We start from the raw sequence: 19141 nt of genomic DNA on the forward strand, positions 1-19141 counted from the left end.
AAGCAGCTTTTCAGGCCCGCGGTCACACGCAATTTGGGTAGTTCTCTCGTTCTCGGTGGCACTCGCCTAAAGAGTGCCCTCATCATAATCACCGGGCTTGGCTCGCGCACGGTCTGCCATCACTCGGCACGCAACGAACAGGTTCAGCACCAGATAGCTCCGGCCCGCTTCGCGGCCGATGGGTCAATCGGGTCCGCGCGTGCTTCTCTACTAACGTCTCCATCTCACTGCAATCGCCGCCCTTTGGTTTCCCTTGCATACCCAACGGCAGCGCGTAGCGCTGTGCCGAAGCTCTTTCGTGCTGAACCAGCGGCCATCTAAAACTAGCTCGTCAGACCGTGCGCGATCCAAGCCCGATTGGTCCTTTGAGGGCGACACTTAGGCGAGTGCCACCGAGGACGAGAGAACTACCCAAATTGCGTGTGACCGCGGGCGTGTCGAGCTGCTTTCTTTGGTTACTTTCTTTGCAGCAGCAAAGAAAGTGACTGCCGCCCCGCACAGGGGCAGTGCTAATAGACCGAGAGCAAAACGGGATCCGGCGAAGGACCAAGAACAAACGCCCACTCCGGCATCCGGCGACGGACCAAGAACAAACGCCCACTCCGGGATCCGGCGAAGGACCAACAACAAACGCCCACTCCGCGATCCGGAGAAAACAAAGAGCAAAACCTCACTCCGCCGCGCCAGCCGGCCCCGCCCCGCGCTGCCGCCGAGCGCGCCGTTCTTCCGCGCGAATCCGAAACCGATCCATATAAAGATAGACCACAGGCGTCGTATAGAGCGTGAGCATTTGACTCACGATCAACCCGCCAACGATCGCGATCCCGAGCGGCGCACGCATCTCCGAACCTTCGCCGCTGCCGAACGCCAGCGGCAGCGCACCGAGCAGGGCGGCGGCGGTCGTCATCATGATCGGGCGAAAGCGCAACAGACACGCCTCGCGGATCGCGTCCTGCGGCGTCTGCGCGCCGTGGCGCGTCGCCTCGATCGCGAAATCGACCATCATGATCGCGTTCTTCTTCACGATGCCGATCAGCAAAATAACCGCGATCAGCGCGATGATGCTGAACTCCGTCTTGAACAACAGCAACGCGAGCAGCGCACCGATGCCCGCCGACGGCAAAGTAGAGAGAATCGTGATCGGATGGATGTAGCTCTCGTACAGAATCCCGAGCACGATGTAAACCGCTGCGAGCGCCGCCAGAATAAGGAGCGGCTGGTCGTTGAGCGATTGCTGGAACGCCTGCGCCGTGCCCTGGAAGCTGCCGTGAATGGTCTGCGGCACGCCGATCGTGGCCATGGTCTCGTAGATCGCCGCGGTCGCGTCGGAGAGCGACTTGCCCGGCGGCAAATTGAACGAGATCGTCGATGCGACGAACTGGCTCTGGTGATTCACCGAAAGCGGCGTGTTGCCCGGCCCGAACTTCGCAATCGCGGAAAGCGGCACCATCGTTTCCTTCGATGTCGACACCGCCGCGCCCGACGACGACCCGTTCTTGCCCGTCGCGGCGATCGCGTTGGTCGCCGAGTTCTTCACGGCGGCCAGCGCAAGGGCAGCGGTTGTGTCGGACGTGCTCGTCGAGGAACCGCCCGCGCCCGTCGATCCCGTCGCCGAAGTGGACGCGGTCGTCGTCGTGCCGGACGTGGTCGTCGATTGCGTCGATGCCGAACCGCTCGCCGTGCCGCCCGACGTGCTGATGTAAATCTGCTTGAGCATCTCCGGGTCCTGCCAGTATTTCGGCGCGAGCTCCATCACGACGTGATACTGCGACAGCGGGTTGTAGATGGTCGATACCTGCCGCTGGCCGAATGCGTCGTAGAGCGTGTTGTCGATCTGCGCGGGCTTGATGCCGAGGCGCGCGGCCGTCGCGCGGTCGAACGTGACCATCGCTTCGAGGCCGCCTTGCTGCTGGTCGGAATTGACATCGGCGAGTTCGGGGCGCTTTTGCAGCGCCTCGGTGAGAAGCGGCCCCCACTTGTACAAGTCCGCCGTGGAGTCGGACAGCAGCGTGAACTGATATTGCGCGTTCGATTGCCGCCCGCCCACGCGAATGTCCTGCACCGCCTGAAGGAAGGTGCGCGCGCCGGCGACCTCCGCGAGCGGCTTGCGCAGGCGGTTGATGACCTGATCGGCGGACACCTTGCGCACGCTCTTCGGTTTGAGCGAGATGAACATGAAGCCCGAATTGGTCGAGCGCCCGCCCGTGAAGCCCGCGACGCTGTCGACGGCCGGGTCCGCTTCGACGATCTTCATCATCTCGGCGAACTTGAGTTTCATCGCCTGGAACGACGTGCTCTGGTCCGCCTGAATGCCGCCGATGATGCGGCCCGTGTCCTGCTGCGGGAAAAAGCCCTTCGGCACGATGACGTACAGATAAACGTTCAGCCCGATGGTCGCCAGCAGGATCAGGAGAATCGTGCGCGGATGCGTGAGCGCCCAGCCGAGCGTGCGCGCATAGCCGCGCTGCATGCGATCGAACTGGCGCTCCAGCCAGCGCGCGACGCGGCCTTCCTGCTTGCGCTCGTGCGGCTCTTCGAGCAGGCGCGAGCACATCATCGGCGTGACGGTCAGCGAGACGACGAGCGACACCGCGATCGCGAGCGACAGCGTGAGCGCGAATTCGCGGAACAGCCGCCCGACGATGCCGCCCATCAGCAAAATGGGCAGGAACACGGCGACGAGCGACACGCTGATCGACAGCACCGTAAAGCCGACTTCGCGCGCGCCGAGTATGGCGGCCTGCATCCGCGGCACGCCTTTTTCCACATGCCGAGTGATGTTCTCGAGCACGACGATCGCGTCGTCGACGACGAAGCCCGTCGCGATGGTCAGCGCCATCAGCGAGAGATTGTCGAGCGAGAAGCCGAGCAGATACATCGCCGCGAACGTGCCGATGATCGAGATCGGCACGGCGACGCTCGGTATCAGCGTCGCGCGCCAGTTGCGCAGGAACAGGAACACGACCATCACGACGAGCGCCACGGCGATCACGAGCGTGAGCTCGGTATCGTGCAGCGATGCGCGGATGGTCGTGGAGCGGTCGGCGGTCGGCGTGATCTGCACGTCGGCGGGAAGCGCGGCCTGCAACTGCGGCAGCATCGACTTCACGCGGTCGATCGTCTCGATGATGTTCGCGCCCGGCTGGCGATACAGGATCACGAGCACCGCGCGCTTGTTGTTGATGAGGCCGAGATTGCGCAAGTCTTCGACGGAATCGACCACTTCGCCGACATCCGAAAGCTTCACCGCCGCGCCGTTGCGGTACGCGACCACGAGGTCCCTGTACTGCGCGGCCTTGCTCGCCTGATCGTTGGTGTAGAGCTGGACGCGCGTGCCCTTGAACTCGATCGCGCCCTTCGGACTGTTCGCGTTCGCCGACGCCAGCGCGGCGCGCACGTCCTCCAGCCCGATGCCGTAGTGAAAGAGCGCACCCGGCTCGAGCTCGACGCGCACGGCCGGATTCGCCGAGCCGCTCACGTCCACTTCGCCGACGCCCGGCACGGTCGAGAGCGTCTGCTGCAGCACGGTCGCCGCGGAATCGTAGAGCGAGCCCGCCGTGCGCGTGGGCGAGGAGAGCGCGAGCACGAGAATCGGCGCGTCGGCGGGGTTGACCTTGTGGTACGTCGGATTCTGGCGCAGCGCGGTCGGCAGGTCGGCGCGCGCGGCGTTGATCGCGGCCTGCACGTCGCGCGCGGCGCCGTCGATATCGCGATTCAGGCCGAATTGCAGCGTGATGCGCGTCGTGCCGACAGAGCTCATCGAGGTCATTTCGCTGACATCGGCGATGGTGCCCAGATGTCGCTCCAGCGGACTCGCGACGCTCGTCGCCACCGTCTCCGGACTCGCGCCGGGCAAGGACGCCTGCACGGAGATGGTCGGAAAATCGACTTGCGGCAACGGCGCCACCGGCAAGCGCACGAACGCGAACATGCCCGCGAGCGCGATGCCGACCGCGAGCAGCGTCGTGGCGACGGGCCGGGCGATGAAGATGCGCGACAGGTTCATGACTCAGCGGCCCTCGCTGGCCGGGGCCGGCGGCGCGTCGCGATGAAAGCGCGCGCGCAGCTTGCGGGCGAGCGAATCGAAGCCGAGATAGATGACGGGCGTCGTGAACAGCGTGAGCAACTGCGACACGATCAGGCCGCCGACGATCGCCACGCCGAGCGGACGCCGCAGCTCCGAGCCCGCGCCCCAGCCGAGCATCAGCGGCAGTGCGCCGAGGAGCGCGGCCATCGTGGTCATCAGAATCGGGCGGAAGCGCAGCAGACACGCCTGGAAGATCGCTTCGCGCGGGGGCTTGCCCTGATCGCGCTCCGCTTCGAGCGCGAAGTCGATCATCATGATCGCGTTTTTCTTCACGATGCCGATCAGAAGCACGATGCCGATGATGCCGATGATGTCCAGATCGTGCCCGGTGATCATCAGCGAGAGCAGGGCGCCGACGCCTGCGGACGGCAGCGTCGAGAGAATCGTGATCGGATGGATGAAGCTCTCGTACAGCACGCCGAGCACGATATACATCGTGACGATGGCCGCGAGAATCAGGAACAGCTCGTTCGACAGCGACGCCTGGAACGCGAGCGCGGCGCCCTGATAGCGGATCTGGAACGACGCGGGCAAGCCGATTTCCTCCTTGGCCTGCTCGATTGCTTTCACGGCCTCGCCGAGCGACGCGCCCTTCGCGAGATTGAAGGAAACGGTCGTCGCCGGGAACTGGCCGAGGTGCGTGACGAGCAAGGGCGCCGCGCGTTCGTGGAACTTCGCGATGGCCGAGAGCGGCACCTGACCGTTGGTCGCGGTGGAAGAGGGCAGATAGATGCCGTTCAGCGTTTCGCTGTAATGCGCGTCGGACGGTTCGGCTTCGAGAATCACGCGGTACTGGTTCGATTGCGTGAAGATCGTGGAGATGATGCGCTGGCCGAATGCATCGTAGAGCGCATTGTCGACGGTCGCGGGCGTGATGCCGAAGCGCGCGGCTGTCTCGCGGTCGATCTCGATATAAACCGACTGGCCGTTCTGCTGCAGATCGGTGGCGACGTCCGTCAGCACGGACGTGTGTTGCAGCCGCTCGACGAGCTTTGGCACCCATTCCGCGAACTCCGACGCGTTCGGGTCCGTCAGCATGAACTGATACTGCGTCGGGCTGACGGTCGAATCGATCGTCAAATCCTGCACCGGCTGCATGTACAGCTTGATGCCGGGAATATCGGCGACTTCGCTCTGAATCTCGCGGATGACATCGCTCGACGTATTGCTGCGGTCGTCGCGCGGCTTCAGGTTGATGAGCATGCGCCCGCTGTTCAGCGTGATGTTCGAGCCGTCCACGCCGACGAACGAGGTGAGGCTTTCGACGTCCGGGTTCTGCAGAATCTTCTTCGCGAGCGCCTGCTGCTGGTCCGCGACAGCCTGATACGACGCGGCCTGCGGCGCCTGCGTAATCGCCTGGATCACGCCGGTGTCCTGCGTCGGGAAAAAGCCCTTCGGAATGTACACGTACAGCACGGCGGTCAGAATGAGCGTGAGCACGAAGACGAACAGCGTCGCGCGTTGGCGCGCGAGCACCCATTCCAGCGCGACCGCGTAACGCCCGATCACGTAATCGATGAACTGATGCGCGCGCGCCTCGAAGCGCTTGCTTTCCTTCGGCGGCGTGTGGCGCAGAAGTTTTGCGCACATCATCGGCACGAGCGTGAGCGAGACGATTGCCGAAATGACGATGGTCACCGCGAGCGTGATCGCGAACTCGTGGAAGAGGCGGCCGACGACATCGCCCATGAAGAGCAGCGGAATCAGCACGGCGATGAGCGAGACCGTCAGCGAGATGATGGTGAAGCCGATCTGCTTCGAACCCTTCAGCGCCGCTTCGAGCGGCGGATCGCCTTCCTCGACGTAACGCGCGATGTTCTCGATCATCACGATGGCGTCGTCGACCACGAAGCCGGTCGCGATGGTCAGCGCCATCAGCGAGAGATTGTCGAGCGAGAAGCCGCACAGGTACATGATCGCGAGCGTGCCGACGAGCGACAGCGGCACCGACAAGCTCGGAATGATGGTCGCGTAGACGTTCGCGAGGAACAGATAGATGACGAGCACGACCAGCACGACGGACAGCGCGAGTTCGAACTGCACGTCGCGCACCGAAGCGCGGATGGTCGTCGTGCGGTCCGTGACGACGCGCACGTCGAGCGCGGCCGGCAGCGATTGCTGCAATTGCGGCAGGATTTTCTTGATGCCGTCGACCACCGCAATCACGTTCGCGCCCGGCTGACGCTGCACGTTCAGGATGATCGCGGGCGTCGAATCGACCCATGCGCCGAGCTTCGTGTTCTCCGGCCCCTCGACGATGCTCGCGACGTCCGTCAGCATCACCGGACGGCCGTTGCGATACGCGACGACCGCGCTCTTGTACGCGTTCGCGTCGGTGAGCTGGTCGTTCGCGTTGATGGTGTAGGCGCGCGTCGGGCCGTCGAAGTTGCCCTTCGGCGTGTTGACGTTGAGGTTCGAGATCGTCGTGCGCAGATCGTCGATGTTCAGGCCATACGACGCCAGCGCGCGCGTGTTCGCGCGAATCCGCACGGCAGGGCGATTGCCGCCGCTCACCGATACGAGGCCGACGCCCGCGACCTGCGAGATCTTCTGCGCGAGACGCGTGTCGGCGAGGTCTTGCACTTGTGTCAGCGGCAAGGTTTTCGAGCTGACCGCGAGCGTCATGATCGGCGCGTCGGCGGGGTTCACCTTTGCGTAGATCGGGGGCGCGGGCAGGTCGGACGGCAGCAGATTGCCCGCTGCGTTGATCGCCGCCTGCACTTCCTGTTCGGCGATATCGAGCGGCAAATCAAGGCTGAACTGCAGCGTGATGACCGATGCGCCCGCCGAACTTTGCGACGACATCTGGTTCAGGCTCGCCATCTGCCCGAACTGCTTTTCGAGCGGCGCCGTGACGCTCGACGTCATCACGTCGGGCGACGCGCCCGGATAGAACGTCTGGACCTGGATCGTCGGATAGTCGACGGCGGGCAGCGCCGAGAGCGGCAAAAAGCGCAACGCGACGAGGCCGACCAGCATGATCGCCGCCATCAGGAGCGCCGTGCCGACCGGACGCAGAATAAAAATGCGGGATGGATTCATGCTTTCGAATTGCGCTTACTGCTGCGATTGCTGACGCCGATGACCGCCGTGGCGCGCACCCGACGCCGCCGAAGCTGGCGCCGCAGCCGACGCGCCCGATGCACCCGACGCGCCCGACGCGCCCGATGCCGCTTTCGCCTTTTCAGCCGGAATCGTGATTTTCGCGCCTTCCTTCAGGCGGTCCGAGCCGTCGATGACCACGCGCTCGCCGACTTGCAGTCCGGATTTGATGCTGGTGCGCTCGCCGTCGACCGGGCCGGTTTTCACGTTGCGCACGGTGACGGTGTTATCCGGCTTCACGACGTACACGAACGCGCCCGACGAACCGTTGAGCACCGCCGGCGTCGGCACGATGGTCGCGTTCTTGATGACGTCGACGAGCAGCTTCGTGTTCACGAACTGATTCGGGAAAAGCATGCCTTCCTTGTTGTCGAAGGTAGCGCGCAGCTTGACGGTGCCGGTCGTCGTGTCGATCTGGTTGTCGACGGTCTCGAGATAGCCCGCTTCGAGCGACGTGGTATTGGCGCGGTCATACGCCGTGACCGACATCTTCGTGCCCGCGTGCAGCGGCTTGAGAATCGCGGCGAGATTGTCTTCGGACGTGGTGAAGATCACGCTGATCGGCTGCAACTGCGTGATGACGACGACGCCGTTCGTGTCGCCCGTCGTCACGTAGTTGCCCGGATCGACCTGACGCAAGCCGACGCGCCCCGACACCGGCGCCGTGATGCGCGCGTAGGTCAGATCGAGCTTGTAGGTATCGACGTTGGCCTGATCCGACTTCACCGCGCCTTCGTACTGCTTGACGAGCGACGCCTGCGTGTCGACCTGCTGTTTCGCGATGGAATCCTGCGAGAGCAGCGTCTGATAGCGCTGCAGGTCGAGGCGCGCGGTCTGCAGCAGCGCCTGGTCTTTCGCGAGCGTGCCCTCGGCGTTGCGCAGCGAGATTTCATACGGACGCGGATCGATCTGCGCGAGCACGTCGCCCTTCTTGACCATCTGGCCTTCCTTGAACGCGACATCGACGAGCGTGCCGTTCAACTGCGTCTTGACCGTGACGTTCGCGAGCGGCGTCACGGTGCCGAGCGAATTGATGACCACAGGCATTTCGCCTTGCGTGACGGTCGCGACATGCACCGGCTGCGGCTGATTCATCGGATTCGGCATGCCGCGCCTTCCGCCTTGACGGGCTTCCGGCGCGCCGCTCGTGCCGCCGCTCTCGCCGCGATTCCACGGATGCCACCACGCAACTGCGCCGGCGACGATCAGGATCGCGACGATGAGCGGCACAACCCGGCGCCGCCGCGGCGCGGGTTCGATGGCGGCAGGCGTCGGAGGCGTCGGGCGCGAGTGCCCTGGGGGATTCTTTTGGTCGTCCATCGGTTCGGAGGCTGGTCTTTCAAATCTGTTCGGAGCGCGGACGGGCGGCGGTCACGGTTCAAGCGCCAGACGATGCGCCGCGCGCATGAACCGAGACCGAAGCGGAGGCCGTGAATGACGCGGGGCCGTTGAAAGCGGCTGGAAAGGCTGCCTGTCGAGTTAGGCGAGCAATCCGGCGCGACCCCGGTGCGCGCGAAGCATGATGCTACGTCCCGCACCCGAGGGCGTCCACCGGCCTTTCTTTCTGTTGATTACGAGTGTTACACGCGCAACCGGCCGCGCTTTCGAAGGCGTTCGGCCGCGCGGCGGCCGTCGCGTAGTCTAACTGGCGGCGCGCAATAGGTTCGGGGCGTGCGTTCCGCCGATCTCGCGTGTGATCTGCTCGACGCAATCGAGCAGGGCGGGCGCGACCTCGTCGATCAATATGTCGCGCGGACACTGATGCGCGGCGCCGCCGCAATTGACCGAATAGCGTTCTTCGGACGGCCCGACGAAGCCCGCCGCGACCGCATTCAATCCGTGATGCCATTCGCCGATGGAGATCGCGAAGCCGAGGCGCAACGCATCGTCGAGGCCGCGTTGCAAGCCGCCCGCGATGGCCGGCCAGTCGTCGCCGGATGCGATCTGCAAGCTGCCGATCAGCGCACGCCGATCCGCGTCGGACAACACCGCGAGATACGCGCGTCCGACAGCGGTGCGGCTCAGGTCCATCCTGCCGCCGACTTCCAGCCGCGACACCAGAACGGCGGACCGCGGCCGAATGGCATCGATTACAACCATCTCCAAACGATCGCGCACGGCGAGGTGCACCGAGAGACCGGTGCGCTCGGCGAGACGGATAAGAAACGGGCGCGCTCGAGCGCGAATATCGAAATTACGTAAGAATCCGTTGCTCAGTTCGAGAACGGACGCCGTCAGCACGAAGCGCTCGCTGTCGGGCAAGCGGTGCAGCAATCCGGCGCCGACGAGCGTCGCGGTGATCCGGGATATCGTGGGCTTCGGAATTCCCGTCCAGTCGGTCAGTTCGCGATTGCTCACCGGCGCGTCCGCGGCGGCGATCCGGCGCAGCACATCGAGCCCGCGGGCGAGCGCGGTGACTTCCTCGCCGTCCTTCTCCCGGGCGCGTTCGCGGCCCACCGACGGTTCGTTTTGCATAGGCATTCGTTAAGTGAAACATCGTTTTGTTTGATGACCTGGCGCAATTCTACAAGGCCAGCACGAGAAACTTGCAAACGATGCAAACCTTCAGAATAAGCTGTACCCGCAATGAAACTTTTATGTGTTTCGGTGCATGTTGAACGAAACTTGGGCAGTTGCCCGGACCGCGAGATTTTGCTTGACTTGAGCAGCGATCCCGGAAAAAATGGAACCGAATTTCGAAACCCGGGGTGACGCGCGCTTCAGCGCTTACCGCCCGAGCTTCGGAGACAGGCTCTCAGGTTCTAGCACGGCCCTCGGAATGGCTAGAACTTTTAAGGCGCTACGGAAACGTAGCGCCTTTTTTTTCGTCCGTGCGTTCGTCGAAAGTCTTGGCGCGAATATACCGGAAAGCGCGGGGGAGCCGGGTCTCGTCGTTCGGACGTCGAAAGGAAATGATGGGGAGAGAAGCGGCAGTCATCTTCGCTGCCGAAAGCAAAACGCGGCGCAATGTGCGCCGCGCTGGAGATCAATACATGTTCGCAAACACGCGTGGCTGCCGAAGCAAGCGTTTGCCGCGCCCGATCCAGTAGACCGCTGCGCACACCAGCAATAGCGCGACCGAGTACACGACGAGCGGCGAAATTCGTTCGGGCGCGGGCGGGCTCGTCGCGATGAGCAGAGCCGCGAAGAATGCAGCGCCCGCCTGACAGAAAGCGCGGTGAGCGAGACTGCGACGCATGCGTGGAGTGGTGAAGCGGGAGACAGGGGCGCGAGTGAACGGCTCGAAGAGCATCAACCCTGCGACAAGGGCGACGGCGACATTCATGAAGAGCATGGTGCGAGACTTCGTGGGAGGCGGGACGGCGGCAAATATATGCCAACCGTATAGGGTGCCAAAACCAGAAGTCTCCGAAATGTAGAGGGAAAATTCTATTCGCCGCTCACCGCGGGTAAATCGTTTGCGCCAGCTATATGTAAGGCTGGCGCACCCCGTTGACCAGAGGCGAGGTTCCCCTGCGATGCAAGGTTTCAAAGTTCGATTCGAGTGCCGAGCAGCGCCAGGAATTGCCCGATCCACGCCGGATGCGCGGGCCATGCGGGCGCGGTGACGAAATTCGCATCGGTGATGGCCTCATCGACGGCGATATCGGCGTAAGTCGCGCCCGCGAGCCGCACTTCGGGCGCGCACGCCGGGTACGCGGAAATGCGCCGCCCATCGATCACGCCCGCCGCAGCGAGCAATTGCGCGCCGTGGCAGACCGCGGCGATCGGCTTGTTCGCCTGCGCGAAGTGCCGCACGAGTTCGAGCACGCGATCGTTCAGGCGCAGATATTCCGGCGCGCGGCCGCCTGCGATCGCGAGCGCGTCGTAACGGGCCGGATCGATGTCGTCGAAGCTCGCATTCAGCGTGAAGCGATGTCCCGGCTTCTCCGTATAAGTCTGATCGCCTTCGAAATCGTGGATCGCCGTCTTCACGGTGTCGCCGCGCTTTTTACCGGGGCACACCGCATCCACCGTATGGCCGACGGCCTGCAACGCCTGAAACGGAACCATCGTTTCATAGTCCTCGGCGAAATCGCCGGTGAGAAACAGAATCTTCTTGGCAGCCATCGCTAACCTCGTCAGGGAATGGGTTGTCGGATGCTCGATGCCGCGCGCCGCTCCATCGCGCTCGCGCCGCGCGGATCAGTCTACTATTCGCGCCGCGCTTCGCATGTGACAGCGCGAAGCGACGCGCACCGACAGCGTATGATGTGCGCGAGTTTCGAGACGAAGGAAGGTATCACCATGCAGATGACTCCCATGACCCGCATCGCCGTGACGCTCGCCGCGCTGGGCGTGCTGGCCGCGTGCGAGAAGCACGACGCAACCGCGGGGCAGGCCGCGAGCGCTCTCAACAATCTGGCGAGCCAGACGAGCCAGAAGTTCGACCAGGCGGCGAGCTACGTCGGCCAGAAGGTCGATGCCGCGAAACAATCGGCGCAGCAGAACATCGACAGCGCCGGATCGATGCCCGATGTCTCCGCGAGCAGCGTCGCCGCGACGGCGCGATCGAACTTCGACAGCGCGGCGAGCGCGACGAACGCCGCGATCAACAATGCCGCGAGCGCGACGGGCGCGGGCTTGCAATCGGCGGGGCGCAAGCTGCAGGAATGGTCCGCGCAGTCGGGCGGCGCGTCGAATCCGCAAGCGAGCGCGCAAGGCTCGGTCGCCGGACCCACGTCCGAGTCCAGCGGCGCGCGCACCGAGATGGATAAATAGAGCTGTTTCGTCTGAAAAATCAACGCAGAAGCGCTTAACATTCGGTTACGTCCGCTTTGGGCGGCCTCCCTGTTATAGCCGCTAAACTGGCGGACTTTCAGAAATCGAGACCGTTATGAAGTCACGCAAGCTCGCGCCGCGAAGCGCGGCGGCGTCTGGCGCGATCTCCTGGATGGCGGCGTGCGTGCTGTTGCGCGCCGCACTCGCGCGCCACGCTGCGCGCGCGTTTTCGCTTGCAATGTCGTCGATGCTCGCCGCGCTGGCCGCGTCGATCGTGTTCGCCTCGCCTGCCGTCCAGGCCGCACAGGCCCTCACGCTGCCCACGTTCCAGGAACTGATCACGCCGGCCGCGCCCGCATCCGCACCGGATGCCGCGTCGGGGCCCGCGATGTCCGACGCCGAGATGCTGCGCTCGCTCGACAACATCATCGCCACCCTCGATAGCGACAAGCAGCGCACGGCGCTCGTCGCGCAGCTCAAGCATCTGCGCGATGCGAAGCGCGCCGCCGATTCCACCGCTCCGGCATCCGGCGCCGCGGCGGCCTCCGCGACGGCGGACACCGCCGCGAGCGGCACGGCAGCGGGCGCACAGCCGACTTCGGGAACGACGGCATCGTCGGTCGTGGCGACCATCGCGCAGAACGCGGGCTTGCTGGGCGCGATCGCGTCGGCGCTCACGAACATCGAGGCCGACGTGAAGCGCGGCAAGACGCCTATCGCCTATTGGGTCGGACGCTTCAACGCCGCCGGCAACGAGCTTTTCACGATCGTCACGAGCCAGAGCCGCGAATCGTTCGGCCGCACGCTCTTCAACTATTTCGCGACGCTCGCGGGCTGGGGCGCATGCGCGATGGCGCTCGTCTATCTGCAGCGGCGCGTGCGGGCGCGATTCGGCATCGACAGCGGCCTGCATTCGAACCCGACGACGCGCGAACTGCTGCTCTTCACGCTGCGCCGCGTCGCGCCGTACCTGTTCGCGTTCCTCGCGGCGCTCACGTTCACGCACTACATGCCGCTGTCGCTCGGCCGCACGCTCGCGATGGTCACCGCTTACGCAATCGTCGCGGGCGCGGTGTTCTCCGCAATCTGTCTCATCATGTTCTCGCTGTTCGGCTCGGCGCACCGGCGCGTCGCGGTGAACCTGCTCATCGGCCGCGCGCGGCGGCTTCTCTTTCTGATCGGCACGCTCGGCGCGCTCGGCGACGCCGCCGCGAATTACGACGTCGCGCAGCAGCTCGGCACCAATCTCTCCGCGCTGATCTCGACGTGCGCGAACATGGGCGCCGCGGCGCTCACCGCGTATTTCGCGCTCGCGTTCCAGCGGCCCGTCGCGCATCTGATCCGCAGCCGCACGTACGAGCAGCGCAACACGCGCAAGGCCGCGACCGAGACGTTCGAAGTGGTCGCGTCGCTTTGGCAGTTGCCGCTGCTGCTGCTCGCGTCGGCGTCGGTCGTGGCGACGCTCATGGGCATCGGTACGTCGGAGAACGTGCTGCAGATGGCGATCGCCACCGCGGGCCTGCTCGTCGTCGCGTTCTTTCTCTCGGCGATCGTCGTGCGTATCACGCGGCCCAAGTCGAGAAAACCGCGCCGCCAGTCGGCGTATGTGCGCAGGCTCGTCAAGTTCGTCGGCACGATGATCGTGGTCGGCGTCTGGCTCGTGTTCCTCGAATTGTCGTCGCGTTTCTGGGGATTCTCGCTCGCGCACATGGCCGAGGAGAGCGTCGCCGCGCGCGGCATCACGCACGCGGTCGGGATGATCGTGCTGACGTTCTTCGTCGTCTGGCTGATCTGGATTCTGATCGACACGGGCATTCAGGAAGCGCTCAGGCCCGACGCGGCGCGGCGCGGCGGACGCGGCCCGAGCATGCGCGCCCGCACGATGCTGCCGCTCGTGCGCAACGTGGTGTTCGTGTTCCTGCTGACGGTCGCCGCGATCGTCACCGCCGCGAATCTCGGCCTGAATGTGACGCCGCTGCTCGCGGGCGCGGGCGTGATCGGCCTCGCGGTGGGTTTCGGCGCGCAATCGCTCGTGGCGGATCTGATCACCGGGCTTTTCATCATCATCGAGGACACGATTTCGGTCGGCGATTCGATCGAGGTTGAAGGCGGTCACGCGGGCATCGTCGAAAGCCTGACGATCCGCACCGTGCGCCTGCGCGACGGCCAGGGCGCGATCCACGCGATTCCGTTCTCGCAGATCAAGACGGTGAAGAATCTGTCGCGCGATTTCGCGTACGCGGTGTTCGAGGTGCGCGTGCCGTTTTCGGCGGACGTCGACCAGGTCACGCAGATGATTCGCGAAGTCGGCGCGGATCTGCTGGACGATTTCCGCTATCGGCTCGAAATGCTCGGGCCGGTCGAAGTGTGGGGACTCGACCGCTTCGATCCGAACTGGATGGTCGTGAAAGGGCAGATCAAGACGCGCCCGTTGCAGCAATGGAGCGTCGCGCGGGCGTTCAATCTGCGTATCAAGCGAAAGATGGACGAAGCCGGCATCGAGATTCCGGTTCCGCAGATGCACGTGCAAATGACGCGCGACGCGATGTCGGGCGCCGACGCCGAAGGACGCGAGCGCGCGCGGCGCATCTGGACGGGCGAGGCGCCGGCGCCGGTGGAAGAGGAAGAAGAACTCGCGGCCGGGCCGGCCTTTGTGCGCGAGACGAAGATCGCCGCAGCCGCGGCCCGCGACGTTTCGCACGAACCCCAGCCGGCGCCGCCGCCGACCGATCAATCCGTGCAGATTCCGCCGCAGATTCCGACCGCGTCCGAGCCGGGGAAGGGCTGAGCTTTTTTCAGGCGGCGAGCAGATCGTTGACGTGTGTGGCGATCTGCTCGCCCGCGACGCCGTAGACATGCAGCGATACGGCGCGCGCGGCGGCATCGGCGGGATTGCCGAGCTGATGAATCGCGCCGCGTCCCGCATCCACATAGGACACCGCGCCCGGCGCGCGCGGATGACGCCGCGTCTCGATCGCGCGATGCGCGACTGCATCCCAGCGATAAAGCGTTTCTTCGAGCGCGCCATCGATCACCGCATAGCCGCACCATGTCCGATGACCATGCACCGGGCTCGCTTGCCCCGGCTCCCAGACGAGCGCGGCGATCGCGTAACGGTTGAGCGGGTCGGCGGCGAGCAGATGACGGCAATAGTTCCGCGGATCGCTCACGCGCTGATCGGGGCGCAGCAGGCCCGGATCGGCGATCGCGCGTTGCAGCGCGAGGCGCACGCGCTCGCCGAACGACGCGCGCGAATCCGCTTCGGCGGCGGCGAATGCGGCGTCGATTTCGCGGCACAGTCGTTCGAGCGCGGGGTTTCGGAACGCGGCACAATCGGCGGCCGGGGAAGCCGCCAAAGCCGATGAAGAGGGCCGCGCCAGGCGGCTGACATGTTCGAGTCGCATAGTGGATGAGCCGTCGCGTCGTTGTTGTTCGATCCGCTCATTTATACCGGCTTGCCTCCAGAATTAGTTTCCATATAATTCCGCTCGACCATCAAGAAATAGAATAATTTCCTATAAGGGGTGCAGCATGGGAATGGACCTCATCGACCGCAAGCTGCTCGAATTGCTTCAGCAGGATGTGACGATGCCCATCGCGGAACTCGCGCAGCGCGTGAACCTTTCGCAGACGCCGTGCTGGAAACGCGTGCAGCGTCTGAAAGAGACGGGCGTGATCCGCGCGCAGGTTGCGTTGTGCGATCCGAAGAAGCTGGGCGTCGGGACGACGGTGTTCGTCGCGGTACGCACCAACCAGCACACCCAGACCTGGGCCGACGATTTCACGCGCGCCGTGCGCGATATTCCGGAAGTGGTCGAGGTGTACCGGATGAGCGGCGAGACCGATTATCTGTTGCGCGTCGTGGTGTCGGATATCGACGACTACGATCGCGTCTACAAGCAACTCATTCGCGCCGTGCCGCTGTATGACGTGAGCTCGAGTTTCGCGATGGAGCAGATCAAGTATTCGACGGCGTTGCCGGTGCGCCCCACGCTCGAACCCTGAACCGCCGACACATAAGAAAAGCCGCCCGGGCGGGCGGCTCAACACGTCCGGTCACTAGGTATCCCGGGATTGCCCCTTTAGCCCTTCCCGGGATCGGACGCGCATGGAATCGTGACTAGTATCGTCAATCGGACGGGCCGCGTTCAAGCGCGCGCGTGCAGCAGAGAATTTCGCGATGGCGGCGCGGGTTGCGAAACGACGATGGGCGCCCCGCAATCCAACTGAAACCCAACCCGAGTACCATAGCGGGTCCTTCCCGACACGCCGCCACGAATCCATTCATGAGCCACGACCCCCGCGATCCGCGCCGCCCGGACGGTACGCCGAAAAAGAATCCGACCCGCGCCGTCAGCGTGTTCATCGTCGTCGTGGTGCTAATCGTGATCGGCACGATCCTGTTCAACGCGATCCGCGAGAAGCGCGAGTTCGACGAGGAAAACGCGCAGCCATCCGCGGCGAGCGACGTGCGGCCCGCCGTGCCGGCGGTCGGCGCGTCGCAGTAGGCACGCGTCAAACCGGCAGGCGAATCTGCGCGGCGTCCTTCTCGATCAGCGATGACGCCGTCAGCATCTGCTTGCATTGATGCGCGAGCAGCTTGAGATCGTGAAGCGCATCGGCGGGCAGCGACTGCGCGCGCTCTGCATCGACGACCATCTTGTCCAGATCGCGCCGCAGTTGCTTGAGCGCGTCCGCGTGAGCGGGCGCCGCATCGGGCTTGGCGGCGGGCAGTTCGCCCTCGGCCTCGGCGAGATTGTCGCGCACGATCCCGAAGGTGCGCTGCACCGGCTCGAACGGCTGACCGCCCACCTCGTTGAGCGATTGCAGCAGCGGCGCGGCGGCGGTGATCTGCGAGGCGAGCACATGGCTCTGCACGAGCAGATCGTTCAATTCGGCGGCATACCTTTGCTGCGCCTTGGGCTCCAGCATCATGCGCTGGAACGCCTGCGCGAGATTGGCGAACGCGATATGCACGTTCTTGCGCGCGAGCCGGTAGCGGAAGTCGCGGTCGAGCGCCGTGGCGGTCACCGTCGCCGCGGCGGACGCGCCCTTGCTCGCCGTGGCCGCCGTGCTCTCGCCGATGCTCACCGACGATAAACGCTGCGCCGTCGCGCTCGCGGCTTTCATCGCGGAATCGGCGGCGGGCGGCGGCGTGGCGGCCATCGGCTCGACCGGTTCGCTGACCGCTTCCGCCGCGATCGTCACCGTTTGCGCGGGCGTCGCCACGGCCGACGACGTCGCCGCCACCGCACCCGCGTTCGCATCGGCGAACACGGCGCGATCGACCGGCGTTTCGGCCGCCGGCGCGTGAACCGCAGCCGCGCGCGCCTTGTCGGTCTGCGTCCCGCGCCACCACCAGCTCGCTTCGAGATAATTGCGCGTCGCGGCGAGCAGATCCTTCACGGGCTTGCCCATCAGCCGATATTCCCAGTACGGAAACAGATGACTCGCCGCGATCGCGATCGCGCAGCCGACGACGGTGTCGATCGCGCGCTCGCCGATGATCCGCATGTTGCCCGGCGCGAGCAGATGGAACATCAGCAGCACATACGACGACGTGAACACGACGCTCGCCGCATAGTTGAAAAGCAGAAGGCTGTAGCTCATCACCATCGACGCGAACATCACGACGAGCAGGATATGCGGCTCCTTGAAGAACAGGATCAGCGCGATGGTCACCGCGCAGCCGATCGCCGTGCCGATGATCCGCTGCGTGTTGCGCTGCTTGGTGAGCGAGTAGCCGGGCTTCAGAATGATGACGGTCGTCATCACGATCCAGTACGCGTTCGTGAGCGGCAAGAGACGCCCGAGCCAGAAGCCGATACCCACGGCGATGGTCACGCGCAGCGCATGCCGGAAACTCGGCGACGACATCGTGAGGTTCGAGAATATCTGCATGAACGGCACGCGCCGGCTCGATATGAAGCGCGACAGCGCGTGGTCGATCTGCACTTCGGTTTCGGTGACGCTGGGTTCGTCGCGCGTGCGGCGGCGCATCTTGTCGATGAGACGCGTCGCGCTCCACAGACGCCTGAACACGGCGGCCGCCGCCGCGTACGCTTCGGGATTCTTCTCCGGCAGCCCGTGCTTGCGCATCAGTTCCAGTTCGTATTCGATCGCGCGCAGTTCGGCCTTCATGCTGATCTGCCGGCCGGCCGCCTTGTTCTGCAGCACCGCGAGCCCGATTTCCTCGAGATCCGCGCTCGCCTTGCGCATCAGGTCGCGATAGAAGATCAGCACGTCGGAGCCGGCGAACGTCTTTCTCACGAGCGGATAGTCCGTATGCGCGCCGACGAAGAACTCGTGCAGATCGACCACGTTGATGAACAGATTGAAGAGCCGCGCGCGCCGCGCGTTGAGCTTGCCGCTCTTCACCTTCGGCAAGTTGCGCAGCACGATGTCGCGCGCCGCTTCCTGCCGCTCGACGGCCGCAATCTGCTTTTCGATGAGCACGCGATAACACTCGTCGAGATCGGCGTCGCTGTCGTAGAACTCGGCGCGCGCGAGCAGATACTCCGCGCAACTGAAGATGCTTTCGGCCAGCGCCTGCTGCTCGATGCGATAGACGAGCAGCCGTGAGACCAGCGTCGCCCAATACGTGTACCAGAGGCCGCCCAGCAAAATCCACGATGCGTTGATGAGCGCCTGCATCGGCGTGAAATGCTCTTCCAGCGTGACGACCATCATGAAGAGCGTCGCGAAGCTGATCTGCGGCCAGCGATTGCCGTACACGACGATCAGCGACAGCACGAAGGTCAGCGGCACGATGGTCAGCCAGAGCGTGATCGGATTCGCGGTCGCGATGCCCGTTGCGAGCGCCGCAAGAAAGCCGATCACCGTGCACGCGAGCATCTCGTTGTGCTTGTGCCTGAGCGGGCCGGGCATGTCGACGACGCACGCACCGAGCGCGCCGGTCGCGATCGTGAAACCAAGCTCGCGATTGTGAAAGACGGTGAGCATCAGGACGGCGGGCAGCGATACGCCGAGCGCGATGCGCAACCCGCCAAAGAAATACTGGCTGTAAATGAACTTCCTGATTTCGAACGAATAGCGCATCGACTTCCTGTTTTACGCTCGTTGACGTCATGGAGACGAAGCGAGAATCGAGTCTAACCCAACTCACCCGGGCTTCGACCCTCGGCCATTCGGCCAGGTTCTCGGCGGCACGTCCGCTTTGTTATGCTGGCGCATTAGCTGACGAAGCTTTTCAAATCGCGCGCCGGTGAA

Annotated in this window: 12 protein-coding genes; 4 read left to right on the forward strand and 8 right to left on the reverse strand. The window is 64.5% G+C overall.

The genetic code is table 11. The annotated features are described in order from the left end of the window. Nucleotides 1-670 precede the first annotated feature (670 nt). The 6 genes from NCS67_RS04065 to NCS67_RS04090 all read right to left on the reverse strand — a co-directional run bounded on the left by NCS67_RS04065 (nucleotide 671) and on the right by NCS67_RS04090 (nucleotide 11260). Complete coding sequence (locus NCS67_RS04065) at nucleotides 671-4006, reverse strand: efflux RND transporter permease subunit (protein WP_250434326.1); 3336 nt, start codon at nucleotides 4004-4006, stop codon at nucleotides 671-673. 3 nt (nucleotides 4007-4009) lie between these two features. Further along, complete coding sequence (locus NCS67_RS04070) at nucleotides 4010-7129, reverse strand: MdtB/MuxB family multidrug efflux RND transporter permease subunit (protein ID WP_008350610.1); 3120 nt, start codon at nucleotides 7127-7129, stop codon at nucleotides 4010-4012. 15 nt (nucleotides 7130-7144) lie between these two features. After that, entirely contained in the window at nucleotides 7145-8509 is a 1365-nt protein-coding gene (locus NCS67_RS04075) for an MdtA/MuxA family multidrug efflux RND transporter periplasmic adaptor subunit (RefSeq protein WP_250434328.1), read from the reverse strand. 321 nt (nucleotides 8510-8830) lie between these two features. Next, nucleotides 8831-9664 carry an IclR family transcriptional regulator gene (locus NCS67_RS04080; protein WP_008350606.1) on the reverse strand — a complete coding sequence of 278 codons (834 nt, stop codon included), beginning with the start codon at nucleotides 9662-9664 and terminating at the stop codon, nucleotides 8831-8833. Between the two features lie 511 nt (nucleotides 9665-10175). Further along, a complete protein-coding gene (locus NCS67_RS04085) occupies nucleotides 10176-10484 on the reverse strand; it encodes a hypothetical protein (protein ID WP_144403775.1) in 309 nt (102 codons plus the stop codon). A 194-nt stretch (nucleotides 10485-10678) separates the two neighbouring features. Continuing rightward, nucleotides 10679-11260, reverse strand: a complete 582-nt coding sequence (locus tag NCS67_RS04090) for a DJ-1/PfpI family protein (RefSeq protein ID WP_250434330.1) — start codon at nucleotides 11258-11260, stop codon at nucleotides 10679-10681. A 177-nt stretch (nucleotides 11261-11437) separates the two neighbouring features. Between NCS67_RS04090 and NCS67_RS04095 the strand changes: the two genes are divergently transcribed. Both NCS67_RS04095 and NCS67_RS04100 read left to right on the forward strand, forming a co-directional pair. Beyond that, nucleotides 11438-11911 (forward strand): BCAL1086 family glycoprotein, encoded by a 474-nt coding sequence (locus tag NCS67_RS04095; RefSeq protein ID WP_051079045.1) that lies wholly within the window; start codon nucleotides 11438-11440, stop codon nucleotides 11909-11911. Nucleotides 11912-12026: 115 nt separating this feature from the next. Beyond that, entirely contained in the window at nucleotides 12027-14699 is a 2673-nt protein-coding gene (locus NCS67_RS04100) for a mechanosensitive ion channel family protein (protein WP_250434333.1), read from the forward strand. Nucleotides 14700-14706: 7 nt separating this feature from the next. On the opposite strand, the gene NCS67_RS04105 is transcribed toward NCS67_RS04100, so the two are convergent. Continuing rightward, a complete protein-coding gene (locus tag NCS67_RS04105) occupies nucleotides 14707-15315 on the reverse strand; it encodes a cysteine dioxygenase family protein (protein WP_051079032.1) in 609 nt (202 codons plus the stop codon). 127 nt (nucleotides 15316-15442) lie between these two features. Here NCS67_RS04105 and NCS67_RS04110 point away from each other — a divergent pair, with 127 nt between their 5' ends. Next, on the forward strand, nucleotides 15443-15916 hold the full coding sequence (locus NCS67_RS04110; RefSeq protein WP_033536869.1) for an Lrp/AsnC family transcriptional regulator: 474 nt from the start codon (nucleotides 15443-15445) through the stop codon (nucleotides 15914-15916). Between the two features lie 281 nt (nucleotides 15917-16197). After that, a complete protein-coding gene (locus NCS67_RS04115; RefSeq protein ID WP_008350594.1) occupies nucleotides 16198-16419 on the forward strand; it encodes a hypothetical protein in 222 nt (73 codons plus the stop codon). Between the two features lie 7 nt (nucleotides 16420-16426). On the opposite strand, the gene NCS67_RS04120 is transcribed toward NCS67_RS04115, so the two are convergent. Beyond that, the gene (locus NCS67_RS04120; RefSeq protein ID WP_250434335.1) at nucleotides 16427-18970 is read right to left on the reverse strand and encodes an FUSC family protein; all 2544 of its coding nucleotides are present in this window, start codon (nucleotides 18968-18970) and stop codon (nucleotides 16427-16429) included. Nucleotides 18971-19141 lie beyond the last annotated feature (171 nt).

The organism is Caballeronia sp. ATUFL_F2_KS9A (assembly GCF_023630765.1).
Lineage (GTDB): Bacteria > Pseudomonadota > Gammaproteobacteria > Burkholderiales > Burkholderiaceae > Caballeronia > Caballeronia zhejiangensis.

What these genes read in the sequence shown, in the direction of transcription:
- NCS67_RS04065 (WP_250434326.1), bottom strand. Translation starts at nt 4,006, where the DNA reads ATGAACCTGTCGCGCATCTTCATCGCCCGGCCCGTCGCCACGACGCTG.
- NCS67_RS04070 (WP_008350610.1), bottom strand. Translation starts at nt 7,129, where the DNA reads ATGAATCCATCCCGCATTTTTATTCTGCGTCCGGTCGGCACGGCGCTC.
- NCS67_RS04075 (WP_250434328.1), bottom strand. Translation starts at nt 8,509, where the DNA reads ATGGACGACCAAAAGAATCCCCCAGGGCACTCGCGCCCGACGCCTCCG.
- NCS67_RS04080 (WP_008350606.1), bottom strand. Translation starts at nt 9,664, where the DNA reads ATGCAAAACGAACCGTCGGTGGGCCGCGAACGCGCCCGGGAGAAGGAC.
- NCS67_RS04085 (WP_144403775.1), bottom strand. Translation starts at nt 10,484, where the DNA reads ATGCTCTTCATGAATGTCGCCGTCGCCCTTGTCGCAGGGTTGATGCTC.
- NCS67_RS04090 (WP_250434330.1), bottom strand. Translation starts at nt 11,260, where the DNA reads ATGGCTGCCAAGAAGATTCTGTTTCTCACCGGCGATTTCGCCGAGGAC.
- NCS67_RS04095 (WP_051079045.1), top strand. Translation starts at nt 11,438, where the DNA reads ATGCAGATGACTCCCATGACCCGCATCGCCGTGACGCTCGCCGCGCTG.
- NCS67_RS04100 (WP_250434333.1), top strand. Translation starts at nt 12,027, where the DNA reads ATGAAGTCACGCAAGCTCGCGCCGCGAAGCGCGGCGGCGTCTGGCGCG.
- NCS67_RS04105 (WP_051079032.1), bottom strand. Translation starts at nt 15,315, where the DNA reads ATGCGACTCGAACATGTCAGCCGCCTGGCGCGGCCCTCTTCATCGGCT.
- NCS67_RS04110 (WP_033536869.1), top strand. Translation starts at nt 15,443, where the DNA reads ATGGGAATGGACCTCATCGACCGCAAGCTGCTCGAATTGCTTCAGCAG.
- NCS67_RS04115 (WP_008350594.1), top strand. Translation starts at nt 16,198, where the DNA reads ATGAGCCACGACCCCCGCGATCCGCGCCGCCCGGACGGTACGCCGAAA.
- NCS67_RS04120 (WP_250434335.1), bottom strand. Translation starts at nt 18,970, where the DNA reads ATGCGCTATTCGTTCGAAATCAGGAAGTTCATTTACAGCCAGTATTTC.